Genomic DNA, 19,762 nt, shown 5'->3' with positions numbered 1-19,762 from the left:
GAGGCATCTCCGCGATCGCCTGGGTGCTGGATGTTGATAAACATCGCTTTGCCATCGGGTGTGCTGGTAATACCAGTTACCTCACAATCCGTAGGGCTGGTTAAGAAGCGCCTAACTTGTTTGGTGTTCGGGTCAGCACACGACATGGTGTTGCTACCGATATTTACCAAATCAGCGAGGCCATCGCCTGCGTGATCAGTCTGAACCCAGAGCCGGCCGAAGTCGTCAAACCATAGACCATCTGGTGAACTTAAGTCGTCACCTTTAATGTTGCCTTTGAGATTTGGTTCGGGTCTAGTTTTGTCCCCAGCTTCAAAGAAGATATCCCATTTAAAGGTAGTTGCTGTAACACTGCGTCCATCTTCACGCCAACGGATGATGTGGCCGTAACGGTTGTCAGAACGTGGGTTGGGGGGATTCACGGGAGGACGCGCACCACCTGCTGCTGTTGTGCCGTCTGGCTGGTTGGAGGAAACTGGAGTTGTGCCGCGACGATTATTGTTGGTCAATGTGCAATAGACTTCAATCTCCTTATATCCGCCGATGCGAGGACGCACAGCTACCCACTCTGGGCGATCCATCATGGTTGCGCCGACTCTATCCGCAGCTTGTCTTGTCTTAACGAGTACTTCAGCTTGGCTTCTGAAACCATTCTCTGGTGTCAAACCATTCTGACCGTAGACCAAAGGAATCCACTTGCCAGTACCGTTGTCATTGAATTTGGCAACGTACAGAACACCGTTGTCGAGCAAATCACGATTAGCATCACGATTTCCGGGATTAAAAGGTTGGGCACAAACGAATTTGTAGATATACTCGTTGCGCTCGTCGTCACCTTGATAGAAAGCAACACGGTTTTTGTCATCAACAACAACTTGAGCGCTTTCGTGCTTGAACCGACCAAGAGCAGTGCGCTTGACTGGTTTGCTTTGTGGATTGTAAGGATCAATCTCGACTACCCAACCGAATAAATGGGGTTCGAGTGGGTTAGTGCTGGCATCGAATCGTGGATCAACTTCCGGCCAGCGATAGCTAGACTCTTTGAGTACACCGTATCGATTCTGCCCTGCTAAGATGTCAGACTTTTCGATGCCTGGAATTGCAGCTACATCTCCTGTAGAGTTAGCAAAGTAGCCGTTCCAGTTCTCTTCGCAAGTCAAGTAAGTGCCCCAAGGAGTGTAGCCATTAGCGCAGTTGTTGAGCGTACCATAAGCGGTATAGCCGTCGTTGAGTGTGCCAGTGTCAACAGATCCAGTTGGCTGAATTGAAAACTTTTTTGACTTTAAAAGTGCATTGCCAGCCGCAGGCCCCGAAACTCGCATCTCCGTGTTGCCCGTAATGCGCCGACCATAAGATGAATTGCGATTGAAACTCCACTCATTGCCGTTTTTGGAAATTTCCACAACAGACACACCATGAGCAGCCTGAGACTTTCGTACCTTCGCAATTGTGACTGTATCCAGACCATCAGGATGCAAAATTGATTCCTGGGTATATTCATGGTTCACGCACAGCAGACCAGTATTGATTGGCTTATTTACAAAGCCTCTAAGTGATCTTGTTTGTGAACTTACTGTCCGGCCAACAACATTCCCTGGCTGTAAAGGGAAGTAGTACATACCGTCATTGTGCATACCAAACTGCTTTTCTTGAGCGGCCGCATCTTGAGAGGCATCTGGTAGCCAAGTCGGGCCACCAGGCGCGATCGGATCTCCCCAAGCAACTAATACTTTGGCTGTATAACCTTCAGGAACGCTGACAAGATCCTTTTCCAGCAGTCCTGTAGCTGGGTTGAGTAGATTTGGTGGGATGCTCTTGAAGCCTATGCCAGCGAATCCTGTTCCTTTGGGTATTGGAGCTGCATCAACACTTTGAAGAAAGCCTCCGATGGAAACATCGCCCAGAACAGTTAGCACCGACGTACCCACAGCCGTCATGATGAACCGCCGCCGACTGAGACTAACGCGGTCAATCACATCACGAATTGACTCGTTACCAGATGGATTGAGGGTCAAATTGTTTTTAGGGTGAAAGCGTCCTTTCATTCTTTGTTCTCCATTTAAGGCTTACGAGGTTGTTATTCAGTTCATCTCTCAATGAACATGAGTAATTCAGTAAAGAGAAACTCTAAATATTTACAGAAATTACTTAGATATTTATTGGAATTTGATGCATCTTTCACAGCTAATAAATAGCAGTGAATAACAGATTAAGCCTGGCTGATGCTGCTTACGCTGCTTACGCAAAGAGGAGTTATGAAGTTTCTATTAATTTATGTACTAAGTGTTAACATCAGGTTATATATTGATTAATTTGAATTTATCAGTTGTTATTTTTTACGTAAAGATAAGCTTTCAAAGCATCAATACCTATAAGTTTTAAAGCAAAATAATATTTAACAGATATGCAAAAATTTATATTTTCAGCTTTTAAACTTGGTAAGTTTATATAGCTGTTTTTAAATGTCTAGCAAATATTGCATCATCAGCAGATTGACTACTTCCGTCGCTAGAACCAGATAAGGAACAGTGTCAGTGTCGCATCTGTCCTATGCTGAAGATGGATAGTGTTGTGGGTGAGACTGTGTTTTTCAGCGTTGTGATACCGACTTATAATCGCCAACCGATTTTAGAAAAGTGCCTCCGCGCCTTGGAGGTGCAGGAGTTGAGTAAGCCAAGTTCGGTTACTAGTTACGAAATTGTCTTAGTGGATGATGGTTCTACTGATGGCACATTGGAGTGGTTAGCAGCACACAAAGAAGAGTTTCCCCATGTGCGCTGGTTTGGGCAAGATCATGCTGGCCCAGCTGCGGCTCGGAATCTGGGGGTAGAACGGGCGCTGGGAGATACAATTATCTTTATTGATAGTGATTTAGTGGTGCTGGAGAATTTCTTGCAAGCTCACGCAGATGCGCTGGTGCAGGGAAAGGAGAAATTGGGGAGCGATCGCTTTTTCACTTACGGTGCAGTTATTAATACTTGTAATTTCAATAACCCAACTGCTGAACCCTACAAAGTCACAGATTTTTCAGCAGCTTTTTTTGCTACGGGAAATGTAGCAATCCCTAAACATTGGCTAGAGAAAGCCGGACTTTTTGACACCAGCTTTCAACTCTATGGCTGGGAAGATTTAGAATTAGGTGTACGGCTGAAAAAACTAGGTTTAACACTAATTAAATGTCCCGAAGCCGTAGGATATCACTGGCATCCAGCATTTAAATTAGAGCAAATTCCCCGATTGATTGACCAAGAAATTCAACGCGGACGTATGGGAGTTTTGTTTTATCAAAAGCATCCTACATGGGAAGTGCGAATGATGATTCAAATGACTTGGTTGCATCGCTTACTTTGGGGAATTTTGTCACTCAATGGCGCATTGAATGAACGGACAATGGCTCCGTTGTTGCAATGGCTAATTAACTTAGGTAAACCGCAATTAGCTTTAGAAATTGCCCGAATTTTCCTCAACTGGTATAACGTGAAGGGTGTCTATGAAGCGTATGCCGAAATGCAGCAAGTATTGTGATTTAAACACCTTTGGGAAGTACCACCATGTAATCAACCGTGTAAAAATGCAGGATGTCGGGATTTAGGGCAAAGCCGATATGGGGTTAAAAGCGCCTACAGTAGAGTATTCAGCCCCAAATCATGTTTTACTTTTGCCCTTGCTATATTTTTTATGTATCTTCTCAATTGCAAATTCATGCTCATGCTCATTTAAGCTTTGTTCTCGAATCTCAATCCAAGCAAGTAACATATTTGTCAAACTCGGCCACTCAATTTTCAGGATAAAATCACTATCGTAGAAGCTGATTACAGGTGAAGTAACTTGCTGTTCTTCACTACCAATTACAGCTAATATTAAATCCTCAAAACAATCAATCGGGAACCAGTGTGGATCAATCTTGTCGTTGTGCATAGCTTGACCTACTAAACCTTTGTACATACTCATAGCTTTTTCTAACGAAAAAAAAGAATCATCAGTAATAAAGGGGAAATTAAAATAATTATCAAAGGAGTCCCAATCTTTTGATGTGTCAGCCAAACCAATAGGTAAACAACCATTACCTTTTTGATATAAATCAATTATTTCTAAAGGCAACTGGAATGGATAATCTCTTGTAATTTTTTGTATTTGTTCAAGAGTTAATTTCGGAGTAGAGTAATTAGATACTACTTTTTGCAATGTTTCAGGACTGAGAGACTTTCGCAGTTCCCGTACATCTTTTCCTACTGCGTCATATCCATTATTCAGCATCCAATAAAACACTTTCATGTCGAGACTTGTTGGAGCATCGAAACTTGAATAGTAAGTTGCAATCCGCTCAATAGCTTCTATCATCGCCGACATATCAATTAATCTTCTTATCTCTAACCGCTTTTTAACTATAATCTCTCTATTAATCGTCTCAAAACTCAAAACCGCATCTTCACCTATAACTTTCAGTGGCTTAATTCCAAATCATGACCACTCACTTTTCAATCCACTCCCACTCAACAGCGTAGTTTTAGCCAATACTTCGCAATAAAGATGCACAGTACTAGTTCTCATAACTCTTGCTCTGGCTCGTTTGCGGCAACTACAGTAAGAACCTCCAGGGGACTTCCAAAGAATAAATTACTTTTAAAAGTTAGGAATGCATAGTCAGTTTCTCTCTTAAACTAACTAAGATATGTTATGTCAAAATCGCCCCGCCCATCAAGCGCTCATACCGATATTTCAACTCTTCTTTCATCAAATACCAACGCTCTAAAGTTGCATCCATCTCTATTATTTTCTCTGCTGCTTGCCGCGCTAAAAGTAAAACTTCCTCATCTTCAACCAAACTTGCCAATGTAAAATCTGGCACTCCTGATTGACGAGTTCCCAGTACTTGCCCTGGCCCACGAAAACGCATATCCATTTCAGAGATGAAAAAGCCATCCTGAGATTGTTCCAACACCTTCAAGCGTTGTTGAGCATCAGGACTTCTGGAACTGCTCATCAACAGACAATAAGACTGAGCCGCACCACGACCGACACGCCCCCGCAGTTGGTGGAGTTGCGATAAACCAAATCGCTCCGCATTTTCAATGAGCATTACCGTAGCATTCGGTACGTCTACACCAACCTCGACAACAGTAGTAGAAACCAAAATTTGTGTTTGGTTATCGCGGAATTTAGTAATCGCTTCATCCTTATCGGCTGAACTCATGCGACCGTGCAACAGCCCTACTTGAAAGTCAGGAAAAACGCTTTCTTGTAACTTTTGATGCTCCTCAGTTGCCGATCGCAGATCCAGTTTTTCTGATTCTTCTACCAAGGGTAAAACCACATAAACTTGTCTACCTTGAGCAATTTCTCGGCGGATGAGGTCATAAGCATGGTTGCGTTGCTGACCCGATAGCACTGTTGTCTGAATCTTTTGTCGTCCTGGTGGTAGCTCATCAATCTGGCTCACATCCAAATCCCCGTGTATCGTCAGTGCTAAGGTTCTAGGAATCGGAGTAGCTGTCATAGTCAACACATGGGGTTGTTCACCTTTTTGCTGCAAACGCGCCCGTTGTTCTACCCCAAAGCGATGCTGCTCATCAATCACCACTAACCCTAGTTGATGGAAGTTTACGGGGTCTTGAATTAAGGCGTGGGTTCCCACTAACAGAGGTAATTCACCAGTTCCTAACTGAGAATGTATTTGTCTTCGTTTAGCAGTTTTAGTAGAACCTGTCAGTAATTCCACTGGTAAATGCAAGAGGTTAAACCAGCTAACTAACTTGCGATAATGTTGTTCTGCCAAAACTTCTGTGGGAGCCATCAGCGCCGCTTGATAGCCAGATTGAATTGCTGCGAGGATAGCTAGCACGGCGACAACTGTTTTACCGGAACCGACGTCACCTTGCACCAAACGATTCATTGGCACAGGTTTCTGTAAGTCATTAAGAATATCGTTGAGAACTCGTTGCTGTGCGCCAGTAAGTTGAAAAGGCAGTATTTCGTGGAATTTCTCTACAAGTTGACCTCTTGGGACAAGGATGGCGCTGGTTTGTATCGCCCTTGCTTGCTGCTGACGTTGCAGTAACCCAAGTTGTAGATAGAAAAATTCATCAAAAACTAGGCGACGACGGGCAACTTGTAGGGCGGCGCTATCACTAGGAAAGTGAATGTTAGCGATCGCATCTTTCAATTCCATCAAACCATACTTTTGTCGCAAACCACTTGGCAAAGGGTCTTTCAGGCTAGCCGCAGCAGGTAAAGCAGCAATTACCGCCTGTCGCACTGTATTCGCCACCACTCCTTCTGTCAGTCCATAAATTGGCACTACCCGCCCAATCTTTAGCGACTCAATCGAATCCCCTGGATTTGCCAAAACCTCTAGTTCTGGATTATCCAGTGTCAAGCCGTATTTACTTTCTTTCACCAACCCACACGCCGCCAAAATACTACCTACTGGATAACGGCGTTTTAAACTTTCTTGCCAAGCGCGACTGCTAAAACGTGTACCTGCGTAAAAACGACCAATTTTGATTTGACCACTGTTATCTTTTACGACCATTTCCAAAATTGATAATTTTTGATTTTTAGGGCTAGTAAAGCAGTTACAGCGCTTTACAGTTGCCACTATTGTCACCGTCTCACCCGCTTGTAACTCGCGGATATTCACCTGACGCGCATAGTCAATATGGTCACGAGGATAGTAGAAAAGCAAGTCGCGGACGGTGTGTAAACCAAGCCGTGCCAAATTATCAGCTTTTTTGAAACCTATTTCTGGTAAATCGGTGAGTTTTTGCTCAATGTTCGGTGCAAGCCTTCGACTCACCTCAGTGATAATTTTAGATTTTGGGTCGCGCCTTTGGTGCGCTGGAAGCGCAACTTGGATTTTGGATTGATAAATTCTCCCTTGCTCACCTGCTCCTCTGCTCCTCTGCTCCCCCTGTTCCCCCTGCTCCTCTTGCTGTAGTTGGGAAAGATACCTGCGAGTTTCTGCTACTAAATGTTGTCTTTCTTCCAGTGCTAGATGTGGATAACTAGCAAATTGCACCGCTAGTCCTTGCCAACGGCGGCGTTCAGTTTGGGGTATGCCTGTTGGGAATTTGCCTAAAGTTAAGCTAAGAAATTCACTGAAGCGGTATTCTCTGCCCATTAAGTCTGTAAAGCCGCGTTCAGCTTCTATTGCCAAGGCTTTGTGCAATCGTATCCAATCTGGTTTTTCATTAGTCATTGGTCATTAATCATTAGTCATTAGTCATTAGTCATTGGTCATTGGTCATTTGACTCTGGACAAAGGACAAAGGACAAATGACTAATCCTCAAACCAACTAGCACGCCATGCAGCTTCAGCTTCAGCGATCGCTTTTTCCCGATGTTTCTTTTGATACTCTCGTCCTAGCTTGTTTAGCTGAACTAAAATACTGCGGATTTGCCTGCGCTCAGATGAGAGTGCCACATCAGCAAATTCAATTTCTCCTAGCCGCAGGTTAATAGCCATAACTTGCGTCAGTCCAGAATCTTCTGACTGCTGCTCATTTTCAATTTCAATTACTAAGTTTAATAAGTTGGGTGGCCCTGGCATTACCTCAGCCGACGCTTCTGATGCCGCAGCCGCAGCTGCTGCTAAAATTGGTTCTGGTAATTTTTTAGGTAATACCCCAGATTTTTGTATTAAAACATTAGCATCATGCGACAGTTTTTTCAGTATCTCTTGCGTAACCTCTTCTAAGTTCTGTTGCCATTTTACTAGTTCTATAGGATTAGAAGTGTCGGCGGTGAAAGACTTAGAATTAGAGGTATCCTGAAGTCCAGAAGATAAAGAGGATGTTACTTCTTCATCTCCCTCATCTCCTTCATCTATCCCAACTTCCTCACTTTGAATACAAGCAAGCAATTTCTCCCCTGCCACTTGCCCCAATTTGCGGATGGCTTGTTGCAATTGCTGGCGCTGATTCAATGACAAATTCAGAAAGTTTTCAGGATACCCCTGAGTACAAAGGTGGTAACTCGCCAGAATCAACTGTTTTCGTACAGCTAGCCCCAAGGTGGTTAGATAACTAGCATAAGCATTTTGTAATTCTACTGCGATCGCCCGAATCGCTTCTTTTATTCCTGCAATATCCCGTTCAATTCGCTCGATTGCTCTTGCCATATCTTTTCGTTCTTGCCCATGTGAACTATTACATAGTACAAATGTACGAATTTATTTTAGGATAACTTTCCAGAGGATTTTATATTTTAAATTAAATGCGATATTTCGCGTCTCTACTAAAAAAATACAGGTCAGGCTATTTGCTTGACCTGTCCTTTAAGCAGTTAGGAGTTAAAAATTATGAGTTATGAATTATAAATCAACTTCCTATTAACTCCTAACTCCTAATTTCTAAGTAATATTACTTAGTACCCATTTGTGCAGCGACTTCATCAGCAAAGCTAATTTCTTGCTTTTCAATGCCTTCGCCCAGTATATAGCGGACAAAGCGGGTCACTTTAATCTCTTCGCCTAATTGCCCCTTCGCTTGCTTCACCAAGTCTTCCACGGAAATACTTTGATCGCGAATGTAAGGTTGATCAAGCAGAGTCAATTCTTTCAGGCGTTTTTCAATTCGTCCCTGAACAATTTTTTCTTTGATGTTATCTGGCTTGTTCGCCAAATCATCCTTGCCCATTTCAATATCTTTTTCCTTTTGGGCAACTTCGGCGGGGATTTGGTCTACGCTCACATACTCGACATTTGGACAAGCCGCAACTTGCATTGCAGTGTTCCGTGCCAAGCTTTGGAACTCTTGATTGGTAGCCACTGACTCAGTTTGAGCACCCAGTTCTACCAATACACCAACTCGACCGCCAGTGTGAATGTAGCTGTCTACTACACCTTGTGTGCCTTCTGCTAGTGCAAAATTGATAAAGCGACGCACTTGGATGTTTTCACCGAGCGTAGCAATAGTTTGCTTGATGAATTCTTCTACAGTTGCACTTTCATGTTCAGTATAGTGTTGAGTCAACAAAGATTCAACACTATCAGCAGTCGCTGCTTGCTTTGCTAGGTTCTTAACTAAAGCTTTAAAAGCCTCGTTACGAGCAACAAAGTCGGTTTGGCAGTTGACTTCTATGAGTACACCCACCCGACCACCGGGCTGAATGTAAGTGTCCACTAAACCTTCTGCCGCAACGCGATCACTTTTTGCGCCCGCCTTAGAGATGCCCTTTTTCCGTAGCCAGTCTACGGCTTCTTCTACGTTACCATCAGTCTCTATCAGCGCCTTTTTGCAGTCCATCATGCCGGCACCAGTTTTTTGGCGTAGCTCTTGGACGAGTTTTGCAGATATTTCCGCCATGTTGCCTCAATTCCTAACTTGACCTCGAGTTGTAATCGCTCACGGGTGTTGAGTATCTATATCTTACTCAGGGCTGGGGCAGAAAAAATAATGAAGTTATAAAGTATGACTTTTTTCGCCTCTACCTTAGCCTACGATTCGCCGCAGGCTAGGGCGGCTTGCTGCTACTCTGCGAGCCACCGCCCTCCTTCGGACATTTCCTGCACCCCTGCTTTACTTATTCCTCTGTTTCCTCGTCGGGAATTACGGCGTCAGTATATTCGGTTTCTTCGTAGTCATCGTCATACTCACTGCCGTCGTAATCTTCGTAATCATCTTCAGCCTCAAGCTGACCGTGACGACCTTCATAAATGGCATCCGCCAATTTTCCAACTATCAGCTTAATTGACCTGATAGCATCGTCGTTTGCTGGGATGGGGATATCTACTACATCTGGGTCACAGTTTGTATCCAGCATGGACACAATAGGAATACTTAGCTTTTGACATTCTTGAACTGCGTTATATTCTCGGCGTTGGTCTACAATCACAACGATATCGGGTACTTTCCGCATTGTTTTAATGCCGCCCAAGTATTTTTGGAGCTTCGTCATTTCCCGACGTAGCATTGATGCTTCTTTTTTCGGTAATAAATCTAGTGCGCCAGTTTCCTCACGGCGTTCTAAATCTTTCAGACGGTCTACCCGTGTTTTGATGGTTGCCCAGTTGGTCAACATTCCACCCAACCAGCGTTGGTTAATATAGTGGGAACCACAACGGCTAGCTTCTTGAGCAATAATTCCAGCTGCTTGGCGCTTAGTGCCGACAAAAAGAAATTTCTTCCCTTGTTCTGCGTGCGATCGCATGTAGTTGTAAGCATTATCCATCAACTGGGCAGTTTGCACCAAGTCGATGATATGCACACCATTGCGGGAAGTATAAATGTAAGGAGACATTTTTGGGTTCCAGCGCCGGGTCTGATGCCCAAAGTGAACCCCTGACTCCATCATTTGAGCCAATGAAACTACTGGCATATATTTTTAACTCCGATTCGGGTTAAACCTCCATCCAAGTGCATTTCCCAACTGGGAAACACCCGAATTCTTAGATGTGCGAGATTAGTTAACTTTACTAGGTTAGCATATTCTGAAGAGTTCTAGTTGGTTGAGATAAGGGCGAGAAAATAGCGCAATCTTGCATATTTCTACTGAGTTAGAAGAAGCTATGGCCATGAGCGATCGCATTGCCGTAATCTATAGAGATGAGTTTGTCGCTATTTTGGATGCACACACGGCGACAATAGAAAAATTAGTTTATTGATGGCTGGGGGGGGGACACGCAGAAGATAAAATGCCAAGCCTTTATATCATCGGTGGTGCGAATGGTTCAGGAAAAACTACCGTTTCCATGAGTTTATTGCCGAACTTTTTAGACTGCTTTGAGTATGTAAATGCAGATGCGATTGCTGCTGGGTTATCCCCATTAAATCCAGAGTCGATGGCTATGGAAGCAGGAAGATTAATGATTACACGACTGCGGACGTTATCTAACTCTGGTAGTGATTTTGCTTTTGAAACCACATTAGCTGCGAGAAGTTTTGCACCTTTTATAATTGAATGTAAAGCTAAAGGCTACATAATTAATTTAATTTATTTTTGGTTACAAAGTCCTGATTTAGCAGTAGAACGGGTAGCACAAAGGATTGCTAGCGGCGGACATTCAATTCCAGAAGATGCGATCCGAAGACGCTACCACAGAGGGAGAGTAAATTTAATTTCTTTATATTTACCTTTGTGCGATCGCTGGATTATTTATAATAACTCTAGTAATGATGCTAGCTTAGTAGCTGAGTATAGCTATAGTCAACAGCTTATTGTATATGAAAGTAGAATTTGGAATCAAATCAGAGGATAAAAATGGCTGATCAAGAATTAGAACTTTTATCGAGTAAAATTGATGCTGGAGTTAAAGCCGCAATTGCAGCAGCAATAGAACGGCATCGTAAACTTGGTCAATCGATTAGTATTATGCAAAATGGGAAAGTTCTAACTTTAACTGCTGATGATATTTCAGCAATTCAAAATCAACATAATAATATAAATCACTGATCAGTAAGAGCGATCGCATTGCCGTAATTTACAGAGGTGAGTTTGTCGCTATTTTTGGATGCACACACGGCGACGATAGAAGAGATTGGTTTGTTAATGGCTGGAGGAACGAATAAAGAATAAATAAAGAATTTCTTTTAGCAAATTCCGCAATCGTGTGTAGTCTACTCTTTTTTCTAAACAGAGCCTATCTTCACTAGTGGCATTAGCTGGTAAATCTATACCTCCCAAGGATTAAGTGTTCCTTACCCGCCAGAAAATCGCCAATCAGCGCTACGAGATTATTGTAAAACAACTCTACTTCTCTCTAACTTGAGATGTGCAAGCTTTTCAAAATATAACTAGATAACTCACAAAATCCTTCCCCTTCAGCAGCGTTAGTAATATAAGTAGGGAGATATTTCAACTGATTCACGTATTCCAGCACGTTTGCCACGCCTACAGAAACAGGAAAATAACGCTGATCAAATAAACTTTCATCATTGGGGCTATCGCCAACAGTAACAATTTCTTCTGGTAAGTAGTGGGGCAAATATTCGCGCAATACCTGTAACAATCCTACAGCTTTATCTTGCCCTTGGGGTTTAATGTGACACTGCACGTTGCTATAGGTAAATCCCCAACCCATTTGTTGACAGAGATTATCTAGGATTTGTAGTTCGTCTTGATGCAAACCAGCTACATCAAAAGTCCAATCGGTGATGCGAAAGCGATTATCAGCAGATTCTTGGATTTGGGGAAATTTGGTTTGTAAATTCTCAAAAGTCATAGCCAAGTGCTGGCGATGTTTAGCTAAATCGAGAATGGGTGTTAAAACTACTGGTTTCTGGTTTCCAGGTGGAAAGTATAAACCGCCATTTTCTGCCATAGCACCTGCCACTGGCATAATCGCACTCAATCCACTTACCCACCCAGCAGAACGTCCTGTGACAATCATCACCTTAATGTCATCTGCTGCTAAATCCTCTAAAGCTTGCAGCAGTGCAGAAGTAAATTTTCCTCTTCTAGTCAGAGTGCCATCCATATCTGTGGCTATGAGACGAATATTGCTCAAGCTTGTAGACGAAAACTCAGACAGGGCAAGGATGCTCTGATGTCTAGACATAGGTGGTTTGTAAAAGGCTGTAAAAAATATTAATGATACAGCAAGATGGCATTGAAGATTTGGGCATCCTAAACATCAGGAGTCAAGTTTTTCAGTTTCCAACCATGTCCACTTCGATGTTTCTTGCCCAATCCTCCGGGATAAAGACTAAAAAGGCATCCCAGGAAGTGCCAGCAAGTAATCCTCAAATACCACCATTGTTGTTGGTAACTTCAGGAGGGCTGGCTTTAGTGGTGATTGCTTTGATTGTATATATTAAGCTCCAGAAGGATAAGCTGGAGAAAAAACTTAAGTTTGAACAATTCCGTGCGCGAGAATTAGAGAAAAAATTTAAGCTGGCGCTGGAAACGATTCGCAAAATGGAAACTAATCCTGATTTGGTCAACTCACGAGACTTTAACCTGGATTATCTGCGAATGCGGATGGCAGAAGAAGTGTTTCATTTTGCAATCCTTAATCAAATCAAGATTCAGATTAAAGAAAAAGTTACTCAAGCCCTGCGTCCAAATCAAGCACAACAAGGATCAGTCGGAATTGCTAATAGCGCTGGACGGCAAGTAGATGAAATTTTTGATGTAGAGTATGAAACTGGTAGTCCAGGGAACTCTGCTAAAAAAGTACTATTTCGGATTCAAATCCGGTTAATGAAGTTACCAACGCAGGCGACTTCTGCAACTATTAGTCAAATTATTGACTGTATAGAAACTTACTTAAGCCCCATAGAAAATGAAGATAGTTGGCAACCAACAATTCAAGGTCGGATTGCTACTATGCATTGGGATCAAAAGGCTAAACCTACGCCTCTACTCGTGCTGGAGCAATCAAATGAAGGCGTGAATGTGACTTTTCGTACTAGTCGCCAACCAAATGCTCCAACTCCGCCAAGCCAACCTGGAATGAAAAAATCAGACTCGGCTAGACAATAAATTATGCTTGTCATTTGTCATTGGTCATTGGTCATTCACAAAGGATAAATGACTAATGACTAAAATCATGGCTGAATAACTGCATTGGGGGAATTACGGGTTAAAAGACCATCTTCCATTTCTACGATGCGATCGGCTATATCTAAAATGCGGTTGTCGTGTGTCACTAATAAGATAGTAGTTCCCTGATTTTTGGCTAAACTCTGCATTATTTCCACGACATCGCGTCCTGATTGTTTGTCTAATGCTGCTGTCGGTTCGTCTGCTAGCACCAGTGGGGGATGATTTACTAAGGCGCGAGCGATCGCAATTCTTTGCTTCTGTCCACCAGAAAGATTGTCTGGGTAGTAATCAACTCGTTCTTCTAGACCCACAGACCCCAGCATGGCTTTTGATTTAGCTACTGCTTCTGTTTTAGAAATATTATCATTCAATTCTACAGCCATTTGCACATTTTGCTTTGCTGTCAAGAACCCTAGTAAATTGTGAGCTTGGAAAATATAACCAATATTGCGTCGCATCTGCACCAGTTTATTTTGACTGACGCCAACGAGTTCTTCACCTAAAAATTTTAAACTTCCTTCTTGTACAGACCGCAAACCACCAATTAAGCTTAGTAATGTTGTTTTACCTGAACCTGATGGCCCGGTCATAATTACAATTTCACCTGGATAAATTTCGAGGTTGATGTCAAATAATATCTGCTTTCTCAATGTTCCTTTGCCATAGTAATGATTGAGATTTTTAATGGCAATTACAGGTTCTTTTTCTATCATTTTTTTATTAGTTAGAAGTTAACAGTTTTGAAACGTAACTGTAGTGCCTATCAAAAATCAAGCTTTCTTAATTATTGATTATAAACTATAGTTATCAATAATTTGTTTTAATTAATATTGAATTAATTAAAATATATCTGCTGGATCGGCAGAACGTAATTTTCGGACTGCGATCGCACCAGAAATAATGCACATTAGCATAGTCAAAATCAACACCATTACTGCCCGATCAAAACTCATAAAAACTGGTAAAAGTGTTGCATCTCTGGCGCTATTATACATAAAAAAAGCAAAAACTATTCCGGGCAAATATCCCAAAACTGCTAATAGTAAAGCCTCTTGAAGAATGACTCTCAATAAATAGTTTTGTGTGTAACCTATTGCTTTAAGAGTAGCGTACTCAGCTAAGTGATCTGCAACTTCTGTATAAAGGATTTGATAAACAATCACAGTTCCCACAATGAAACCCATGACAGTCCCTAATGTGAAAATAAACCCGATAGCTGTACTATTTGCCCAATAATTCCGCTCAAAATCAATAAATTCTTGCTTAGTTAAAACATTTACTTCATTAGGTAAATACTTTCGTAATTCTTGGGCAACAACGTTAGCATTGGCTCCGGGTTTTAATCTAATCAGCCCAATATCAATTAATCCTTTTTGACGATTGTTGAATATTCGTAGAAAGTTAATATCACTTGTAATTAAATTACCATCTGCGCCAAATGATGCACCTAATGTAAATAGTCCCTCTACTTTAATTCGCCGCCTTCGCACTTCTGCTGTTACAGTCTTTCCTTGATCATAATTAGCAGTAATTGGGCCATACTCCACTCTAGAAGAACGATCAAAGAGAACTACATCCGGCAGTTTAAGTTTATCTAAATTTTCCTGAACTCCAGGTAAATTAACTATGTTAGTTTCTGGGTTCATTCCATATATTAGGATACTACGAGGGCGGCCTGTAACAGGATTTTTCCAGATTGTAAAGTCCAAATATATCGGATGTACCGATTGGACTGCGGGTAACTCTAAAGCTTTATATAACCGTCTTTGAGAAAAACTCCTCATAGCCAGAACAGCACTAGATTGACTATTGATTAAAACAATATCGCCCTGTAAGCTGTTATGAAATCTAACGTTACTATAATATAAAGCATCTCGGAAACCGAGTTGCATAAACATTAAAATATCAGCAAAGGAAATTCCTGCTAAAGCCACAGCTAGGCGAGTTTTTTCTCTTGTCAGTTGTAGCCACGACAGAGGGATTTTTTGACTCATTTTATTGGCATCCAAGCACAGTTAAGATAATTCGTAATTCGTAATGACGCTCCTACGTCGCTACCGCTACGCTAACGTAATTCGTAATTACGCTCGGATCGGATTTATGAATGCTTAAAATTGATTAGGCAGTTTAATTAAGAGCATTTGTAGTCCAAGATATCAAATCATAAATTGTAATTACTGCTCGCCAAGAACTTGATTAGTTATTAATATCGGCAACAACTTTGGCGTAAGTTAAACCAGAAACTTTCTGGCTATCTTCTGGAGATAGAGCAATTTTCACTTCTACGACTCTGGCATCCACATCTGCTGCTGGATCTGTATTCAGCACATCTTTTTTACCAATTTTTCTGCCAATTTCAGTGACAGTTCCCTTTAATTCGCCGCTAAATGCTCCATTATCGCTGCTGATAGTGGCGTTTTGACCAATACGCACTTTACCAATACTGTCTTCGGCGACTTCAGCAATCACAAACATTTGGCTGGTTTGTCCAATTTCAGCGATGCCATTTGCACCGATCGCTTCGCCTGATTTGGTGTAAACTTTTAAAATCTCTCCAGCGATTGGTGCTTGAACGTAGCTTAACTTTAGTTCTGCTTCGGCTCTTCTGATATTTGCGATCGCATTACTAACTTGGGCTTGCGCTATTTGCACATCGGTAGGACTAACATCTAAAATTCTGCTCAGTTTGGCTTTTTCTTCATCGATTTGTCTTTGCAAAGTTGCTACGGTTTTATCACGGTTAACTTTGGCTTCGATTAGCTGCTGTTGCAAAGTTGCTAAATTTTGTATTTGGGTAGCTCTGGCTTCGGCAATTTGCTGTCGCAGGGTTGCCAATGTCTGCCTTAGCGTAGCTTGGCTTTCAGCAACCTGTTGATTAGAAGTTACTGCACTCAAGCGTCTTCTGTCCCGCTCTTGCTGAGAAATAGCACCTTCTCTGTATAAATAATCATAGCGTCCGGCATCGACTTGAGCATTGCGCTGTTCGGCTTGAATACGCGCAATTGTCGCTCTGAGAGTATCTCTTTGCCCACTAAGTTCAGCTTCTAAGCGATTCACGGTTGCTTGTTGGACAAGTTTATCACCACTTAACTGAGCTGCAATCCGTGCGATCATTGCTTGCCCTGCATTCCTTTCTCCAATTAACTGCGCTTGTAGGCGAGCAATAACTGCTCTTTGGGCTTGAATATCTCTTGGAGATCCTGCTCTAACTTGCGCTAAATTGGCACGGGCTTCTTGCACTTTGGCTTTTGCCTCTTGTAGTCCGGCTATTTGGGTATCGCGGTTATCCAAAATCGCGATAACTTGGCCTTGCTTTACCTGTTCACCCTCTCTCACTAGAAGTTGCTGAATTCGTGACGATGGTGCTAATCCTGATGAGGGGGCGGACAATTTAACAACTTCGCCTCGCGGTTCCAAACGCCCAACAGCACTAATGCTATTGCTAGATGGCATTACGGGGGCAGATGTAGTTAATTTTCTTAACTGCTCGATTTTAGCTGTACCTAGTATCCCAGCAGCGATTACTATTGGCACGGCTACAGCGATGCCCCACCAAATCTTAGGTTGTTCTTGATTAAATGCCTGCTCACTTGGCTTTGGTTTTTCAGTCACCCTTGACATAGTATGTTGCCCATTTACCTGAATTGTGCTGATGGAAGTAAAAATAAAAGGGTTTTTAATCAACAGCCAGCCGCTTAGGACAAATAACTGTGGTTTAAAGCTGGGTATGGCTTAAAATCCATCGCGTGATGAACGTTCAACACTATGGCTTTGCAAAATGGTGTTTTTCTCGTTTGTATGCAATACAGTTTGACCTCTCTCCAAACCTCTCTCCTTTTAGGAGAGAGGCTTTGAATATTACTTCACTTCCCTTATAGGGAAAAGCTTTGAATATTACTCCCCTTCCCTTGTAGGGAAGGGGCTGGGGGTTAGGTCTGTATTTAAACCTAGAAACGCTATAGTAGCTGGCTATTCAGTAACTCTGAGTATTATTGAGACATGAGTGCAATAGACGTTAGCAAAATTCACAAGCAGTATGAATCTAAATGTATAGATACAATGTATTGTCTCTATACACAAAATCCTAAATTGGTATGATGCGGTATACTGCTACATTCACTACGGCTATAGTTAGTCACAAAATTGAAAAGAAACGTTAAAAATAGACTGTTGCCTTTGCTCGATACAATCTTGGTACAAAAGTTAGTCTTCCTTAGTGAATCAAGGATTAATTAACTAAAAAATATCTGTCAACTTGAGTATTTCTAACATTCGAGTTTCCTTAACTTTCTGGTCAATGACTTAGCTCTCTCTAGTTGCTTGCACTACCTACCAAGACAACAAACCATTTTGTAATATTCGCTTCAAAGACCTTACTATTCTCCCTGTTACTGTTTTGGGACTCCATTAAAGTCTCGTTGAATAAATTCTACATTTATCCATTACATGAAAACGTAACAGAGCCTACAGATGAGGGAGATGAGGGAGATGATTAAGTAGGGAGATCGAATAGAACTGTGGTCATGTAATTTTCTGCCCAAGCTGCGCCAAAGGCTTTTTCTAGTACGCGACGGGTTTTATCGTTTTGCTGCTGTTTGGTGCAGTAGTTGTGTTGTCCGGCAAGATTTTGTGTGACTTGTTCAAGTGAAACAGGATGTGAGGCGATCGCTTGGGTGCAATGAATGTCTAAAAATTCTCGCACCCGCGAGAGAAACATTGTTTCTTCTTCTGGGGAACCGGGGCGCACAAAGATGCAAAAATCCGAAAAAATATCTCCCCATTCAGGTAATTCACGGGGTTGGGAAAAGTTGAGCACTGTTAGCTGTGTCAGCGCAGAAGTATAAGATTCTGGTAAGGTACGGTCTAATTGGATAGGAGAAAGGTCTGCGATCGCTGCACTAATTTGCCCTCTACCCCCAACTAAATCGCAACCAAACATTGGCAGGTTGTATTCTGGACGGGGAAACATGACGCAATGCAAAATATCTAGCATATTTCCGATTTTCGCCAGTTCCAAGTGCATTTTCCGAAACTGGGGCGTTTGATAGCAACGATTTTCAATTGTCAGTTTTTCCCCTTCTAGTCTACCTTCCACATACCCCAACTCATCAGGCAAATGGTAGGGCGATAGATCCAGGTGCTGATGCCAAGCTGCTTCAATACAATCAGCTAGCTGACGAATTAGGGGATGTTGTTGCTCACGCAGCGAGGGTATAGAAGTAAATGACATATTCTAGTTGGGAATGCGATCTAGTGGCCAGTCTACAACCTGTTGTGCCATAGCTGTTGTGGTCTGCAATATAAGCAAACACTTGCACCCAGCCAACGTAAATTTATAAGACAGATACTTTTCAGAAGGATTATTTATTTTGTAGTCTAGGTTACAGAATTAATTTTGGATTAGCCCATTCGTAAAGGCTAATAGAAAGCTATGAAACTAGATTCTCGTAGACCAGATTTCGCAGTGCAACCAAGAAGGCAGAATCTGGAAGGTTTGCAGCAGTTAAGAGCTTCTACTTGGGTGAAGCTTTTGCAACTTCCCAACCCCTTTAGTTTTGACGAAGCACTTTTGTTGTGTCCGGTTTCAGCAGATGAGTGGCTAGCCTGGATTCCTGATCATGGAGAGGCAATACTTAATATTAGAGAATTTTGTAACTAAGTGTTGTTTTATAGGATAATCTCAGTGATAACTATGTGAAAAGAAGTAATAGGCGAATAGAATTCGCTACTACACAAACGAAGTCCACCTCCGTGGACTAAGGAAAATTAAAGGTTTTTAACCCACGGAGGCGCTCACTGAGCTTGTCGAAGTGTGGGTTTTGTCTGTGTAGCCGCGACTTCCAGTCGCCAAGGCTAATATAGGACTAATATTTGATTTCTGAAATATACGTAGGGGAGCCAGTGCGTTGCGGAGGTTCCCGACGCTCGATAGCGCAGCGTTAGCGACGCAGGAGCGTCTGACTCGCTACCGCTTCGCTATCCGTTGTAGCAACTGGCGTTTGACAATTTTAGATATTCATCAGAATATTTAGGTGGTTTAACGGTTATTAAAGTAATTTTTGTTTACAAAGTCAAATCAGTTGACTAGGTGACACCAAAAGATCGCTATCAATACAATTCGTAATTTTAAGCTTTGTAACTCGTGATTAAACTTCCTAATTACGAATTACGAGTGCTGTAAATGGACGGTTAGAAACCATATCTGCACAAACAAAACCTGCGTTTCCTTGCCTATGGAACGCAGGTTTAAAAACTTTAATTTGTTAGTCCGCGCAAG

At 42.1% G+C, this 19,762-nt stretch carries 16 protein-coding genes and 1 pseudogene; 6 read left to right on the top strand and 11 right to left on the bottom strand.

What is annotated here, in order from left to right; translation table 11 throughout:
• The coding region (locus VE944_RS26850; RefSeq protein ID WP_324984415.1) for a PhoX family protein at positions 1-2,045 on the bottom strand (2,045 nt) is incomplete at its 3' end.
• Between the two features lie 505 nt (positions 2,046-2,550).
• On the opposite strand from VE944_RS26850, the gene VE944_RS26845 reads away from it, so the two are divergent.
• Positions 2,551-3,525 (top strand): glycosyltransferase family 2 protein, encoded by a 975-nt coding sequence (locus tag VE944_RS26845; RefSeq protein ID WP_414690165.1) that lies wholly within the window; start codon positions 2,551-2,553, stop codon positions 3,523-3,525.
• 120 nt (positions 3,526-3,645) lie between these two features.
• Here the strand turns inward: VE944_RS26845 and VE944_RS26840 are convergent, their stop codons facing one another.
• The 5 genes from VE944_RS26840 to rpsB all read right to left on the bottom strand — a co-directional run bounded on the left by VE944_RS26840 (position 3,646) and on the right by rpsB (position 10,317).
• Positions 3,646-4,419: an SMI1/KNR4 family protein gene (locus VE944_RS26840; RefSeq protein ID WP_324984412.1), complete on the bottom strand. Its 774-nt coding sequence runs from the start codon at positions 4,417-4,419 to the stop codon at positions 3,646-3,648.
• A 256-nt stretch (positions 4,420-4,675) separates the two neighbouring features.
• Entirely contained in the window at positions 4,676-7,198 is a 2,523-nt protein-coding gene (gene recG / locus VE944_RS26835; RefSeq protein WP_324984410.1) for an ATP-dependent DNA helicase RecG, read from the bottom strand.
• A gap of 81 nt (positions 7,199-7,279) precedes the next feature.
• Complete coding sequence (locus VE944_RS26830) at positions 7,280-8,119, bottom strand: hypothetical protein (RefSeq protein WP_324984407.1); 840 nt, start codon at positions 8,117-8,119, stop codon at positions 7,280-7,282.
• A gap of 241 nt (positions 8,120-8,360) precedes the next feature.
• Complete coding sequence (gene tsf / locus VE944_RS26825; protein ID WP_324984404.1) at positions 8,361-9,305, bottom strand: translation elongation factor Ts; 945 nt, start codon at positions 9,303-9,305, stop codon at positions 8,361-8,363.
• Positions 9,306-9,522: 217 nt separating this feature from the next.
• Positions 9,523-10,317 carry a 30S ribosomal protein S2 gene (rpsB, locus tag VE944_RS26820; protein WP_324984402.1) on the bottom strand — a complete coding sequence of 265 codons (795 nt, stop codon included), beginning with the start codon at positions 10,315-10,317 and terminating at the stop codon, positions 9,523-9,525.
• A 151-nt stretch (positions 10,318-10,468) separates the two neighbouring features.
• On the opposite strand from rpsB, the pseudogene VE944_RS26815 reads away from it, so the two are divergent.
• From VE944_RS26815 to VE944_RS26805, 3 genes and pseudogenes are all read left to right on the top strand, one after another.
• Positions 10,469-10,632, top strand: a pseudogene (locus VE944_RS26815) (heme ABC transporter ATP-binding protein); the annotation flags it as partial.
• A gap of 1 nt (position 10,633) precedes the next feature.
• Positions 10,634-11,197, top strand: a complete 564-nt coding sequence (locus VE944_RS26810) for an ATPase (RefSeq protein WP_324984391.1) — start codon at positions 10,634-10,636, stop codon at positions 11,195-11,197.
• Positions 11,198-11,199: 2 nt separating this feature from the next.
• On the top strand, positions 11,200-11,391 hold the full coding sequence (locus tag VE944_RS26805; RefSeq protein WP_324984388.1) for a hypothetical protein: 192 nt from the start codon (positions 11,200-11,202) through the stop codon (positions 11,389-11,391).
• 307 nt (positions 11,392-11,698) lie between these two features.
• Here VE944_RS26805 and VE944_RS26800 read toward each other — a convergent pair whose 3' ends face one another.
• Positions 11,699-12,496 carry an HAD family hydrolase gene (locus VE944_RS26800; RefSeq protein WP_324984384.1) on the bottom strand — a complete coding sequence of 266 codons (798 nt, stop codon included), beginning with the start codon at positions 12,494-12,496 and terminating at the stop codon, positions 11,699-11,701.
• 104 nt (positions 12,497-12,600) lie between these two features.
• Here VE944_RS26800 and VE944_RS26795 point away from each other — a divergent pair, with 104 nt between their 5' ends.
• Positions 12,601-13,422, top strand: a complete 822-nt coding sequence (locus VE944_RS26795; RefSeq protein WP_324984418.1) for a hypothetical protein — start codon at positions 12,601-12,603, stop codon at positions 13,420-13,422.
• Positions 13,423-13,487: 65 nt separating this feature from the next.
• Here the strand turns inward: VE944_RS26795 and VE944_RS26790 are convergent, their stop codons facing one another.
• The 4 genes from VE944_RS26790 to VE944_RS26775 form a co-directional block, all read right to left on the bottom strand.
• The gene (locus VE944_RS26790; protein ID WP_324984379.1) at positions 13,488-14,198 is read right to left on the bottom strand and encodes a DevA family ABC transporter ATP-binding protein; all 711 of its coding nucleotides are present in this window, start codon (positions 14,196-14,198) and stop codon (positions 13,488-13,490) included.
• A 126-nt stretch (positions 14,199-14,324) separates the two neighbouring features.
• Positions 14,325-15,479, bottom strand: coding sequence for an ABC transporter permease DevC (gene devC / locus VE944_RS26785; RefSeq protein WP_324984376.1), 1,155 nt, complete (start codon positions 15,477-15,479; stop codon positions 14,325-14,327).
• 202 nt (positions 15,480-15,681) lie between these two features.
• Positions 15,682-17,106: an HlyD family efflux transporter periplasmic adaptor subunit gene (locus tag VE944_RS26780; RefSeq protein ID WP_324984373.1), complete on the bottom strand. Its 1,425-nt coding sequence runs from the start codon at positions 17,104-17,106 to the stop codon at positions 15,682-15,684.
• Positions 17,107-17,977: 871 nt separating this feature from the next.
• Positions 17,978-18,715, bottom strand: coding sequence for a phycocyanobilin:ferredoxin oxidoreductase (locus tag VE944_RS26775; RefSeq protein WP_324984370.1), 738 nt, complete (start codon positions 18,713-18,715; stop codon positions 17,978-17,980).
• Between the two features lie 201 nt (positions 18,716-18,916).
• On the opposite strand from VE944_RS26775, the gene VE944_RS26770 reads away from it, so the two are divergent.
• On the top strand, positions 18,917-19,144 hold the full coding sequence (locus VE944_RS26770; RefSeq protein WP_324984367.1) for a hypothetical protein: 228 nt from the start codon (positions 18,917-18,919) through the stop codon (positions 19,142-19,144).
• The last annotated feature ends 618 nt before the right edge of the window (positions 19,145-19,762 follow it).

Source organism: Nostoc sp., assembly GCF_035638895.1.
Lineage (GTDB): Bacteria > Cyanobacteriota > Cyanobacteriia > Cyanobacteriales > Nostocaceae > Nostoc.
The sequence above is the reverse complement of the archived record's forward strand: the minus strand, read 5'-3'. Positions and strand labels throughout refer to the sequence as shown.

Excerpts from the sequence above, each read along its gene's own strand:
- VE944_RS26845 (WP_414690165.1), top strand. The coding sequence starts at position 2,551 with ATGCTGAAGATGGATAGTGTTGTGGGTGAGACTGTGTTTTTCAGCGTT.
- recG (WP_324984410.1), bottom strand. The coding sequence starts at position 7,198 with ATGACTAATGAAAAACCAGATTGGATACGATTGCACAAAGCCTTGGCA.
- VE944_RS26830 (WP_324984407.1), bottom strand. The coding sequence starts at position 8,119 with ATGGCAAGAGCAATCGAGCGAATTGAACGGGATATTGCAGGAATAAAA.
- tsf (WP_324984404.1), bottom strand. The coding sequence starts at position 9,305 with ATGGCGGAAATATCTGCAAAACTCGTCCAAGAGCTACGCCAAAAAACT.
- rpsB (WP_324984402.1), bottom strand. The coding sequence starts at position 10,317 with ATGCCAGTAGTTTCATTGGCTCAAATGATGGAGTCAGGGGTTCACTTT.
- VE944_RS26810 (WP_324984391.1), top strand. The coding sequence starts at position 10,634 with ATGCCAAGCCTTTATATCATCGGTGGTGCGAATGGTTCAGGAAAAACT.
- VE944_RS26805 (WP_324984388.1), top strand. The coding sequence starts at position 11,200 with ATGGCTGATCAAGAATTAGAACTTTTATCGAGTAAAATTGATGCTGGA.
- VE944_RS26800 (WP_324984384.1), bottom strand. The coding sequence starts at position 12,496 with ATGTCTAGACATCAGAGCATCCTTGCCCTGTCTGAGTTTTCGTCTACA.
- VE944_RS26795 (WP_324984418.1), top strand. The coding sequence starts at position 12,601 with ATGTCCACTTCGATGTTTCTTGCCCAATCCTCCGGGATAAAGACTAAA.
- VE944_RS26790 (WP_324984379.1), bottom strand. The coding sequence starts at position 14,198 with ATGATAGAAAAAGAACCTGTAATTGCCATTAAAAATCTCAATCATTAC.
- devC (WP_324984376.1), bottom strand. The coding sequence starts at position 15,479 with ATGAGTCAAAAAATCCCTCTGTCGTGGCTACAACTGACAAGAGAAAAA.
- VE944_RS26780 (WP_324984373.1), bottom strand. The coding sequence starts at position 17,106 with ATGTCAAGGGTGACTGAAAAACCAAAGCCAAGTGAGCAGGCATTTAAT.
- VE944_RS26775 (WP_324984370.1), bottom strand. The coding sequence starts at position 18,715 with ATGTCATTTACTTCTATACCCTCGCTGCGTGAGCAACAACATCCCCTA.
- VE944_RS26770 (WP_324984367.1), top strand. The coding sequence starts at position 18,917 with ATGAAACTAGATTCTCGTAGACCAGATTTCGCAGTGCAACCAAGAAGG.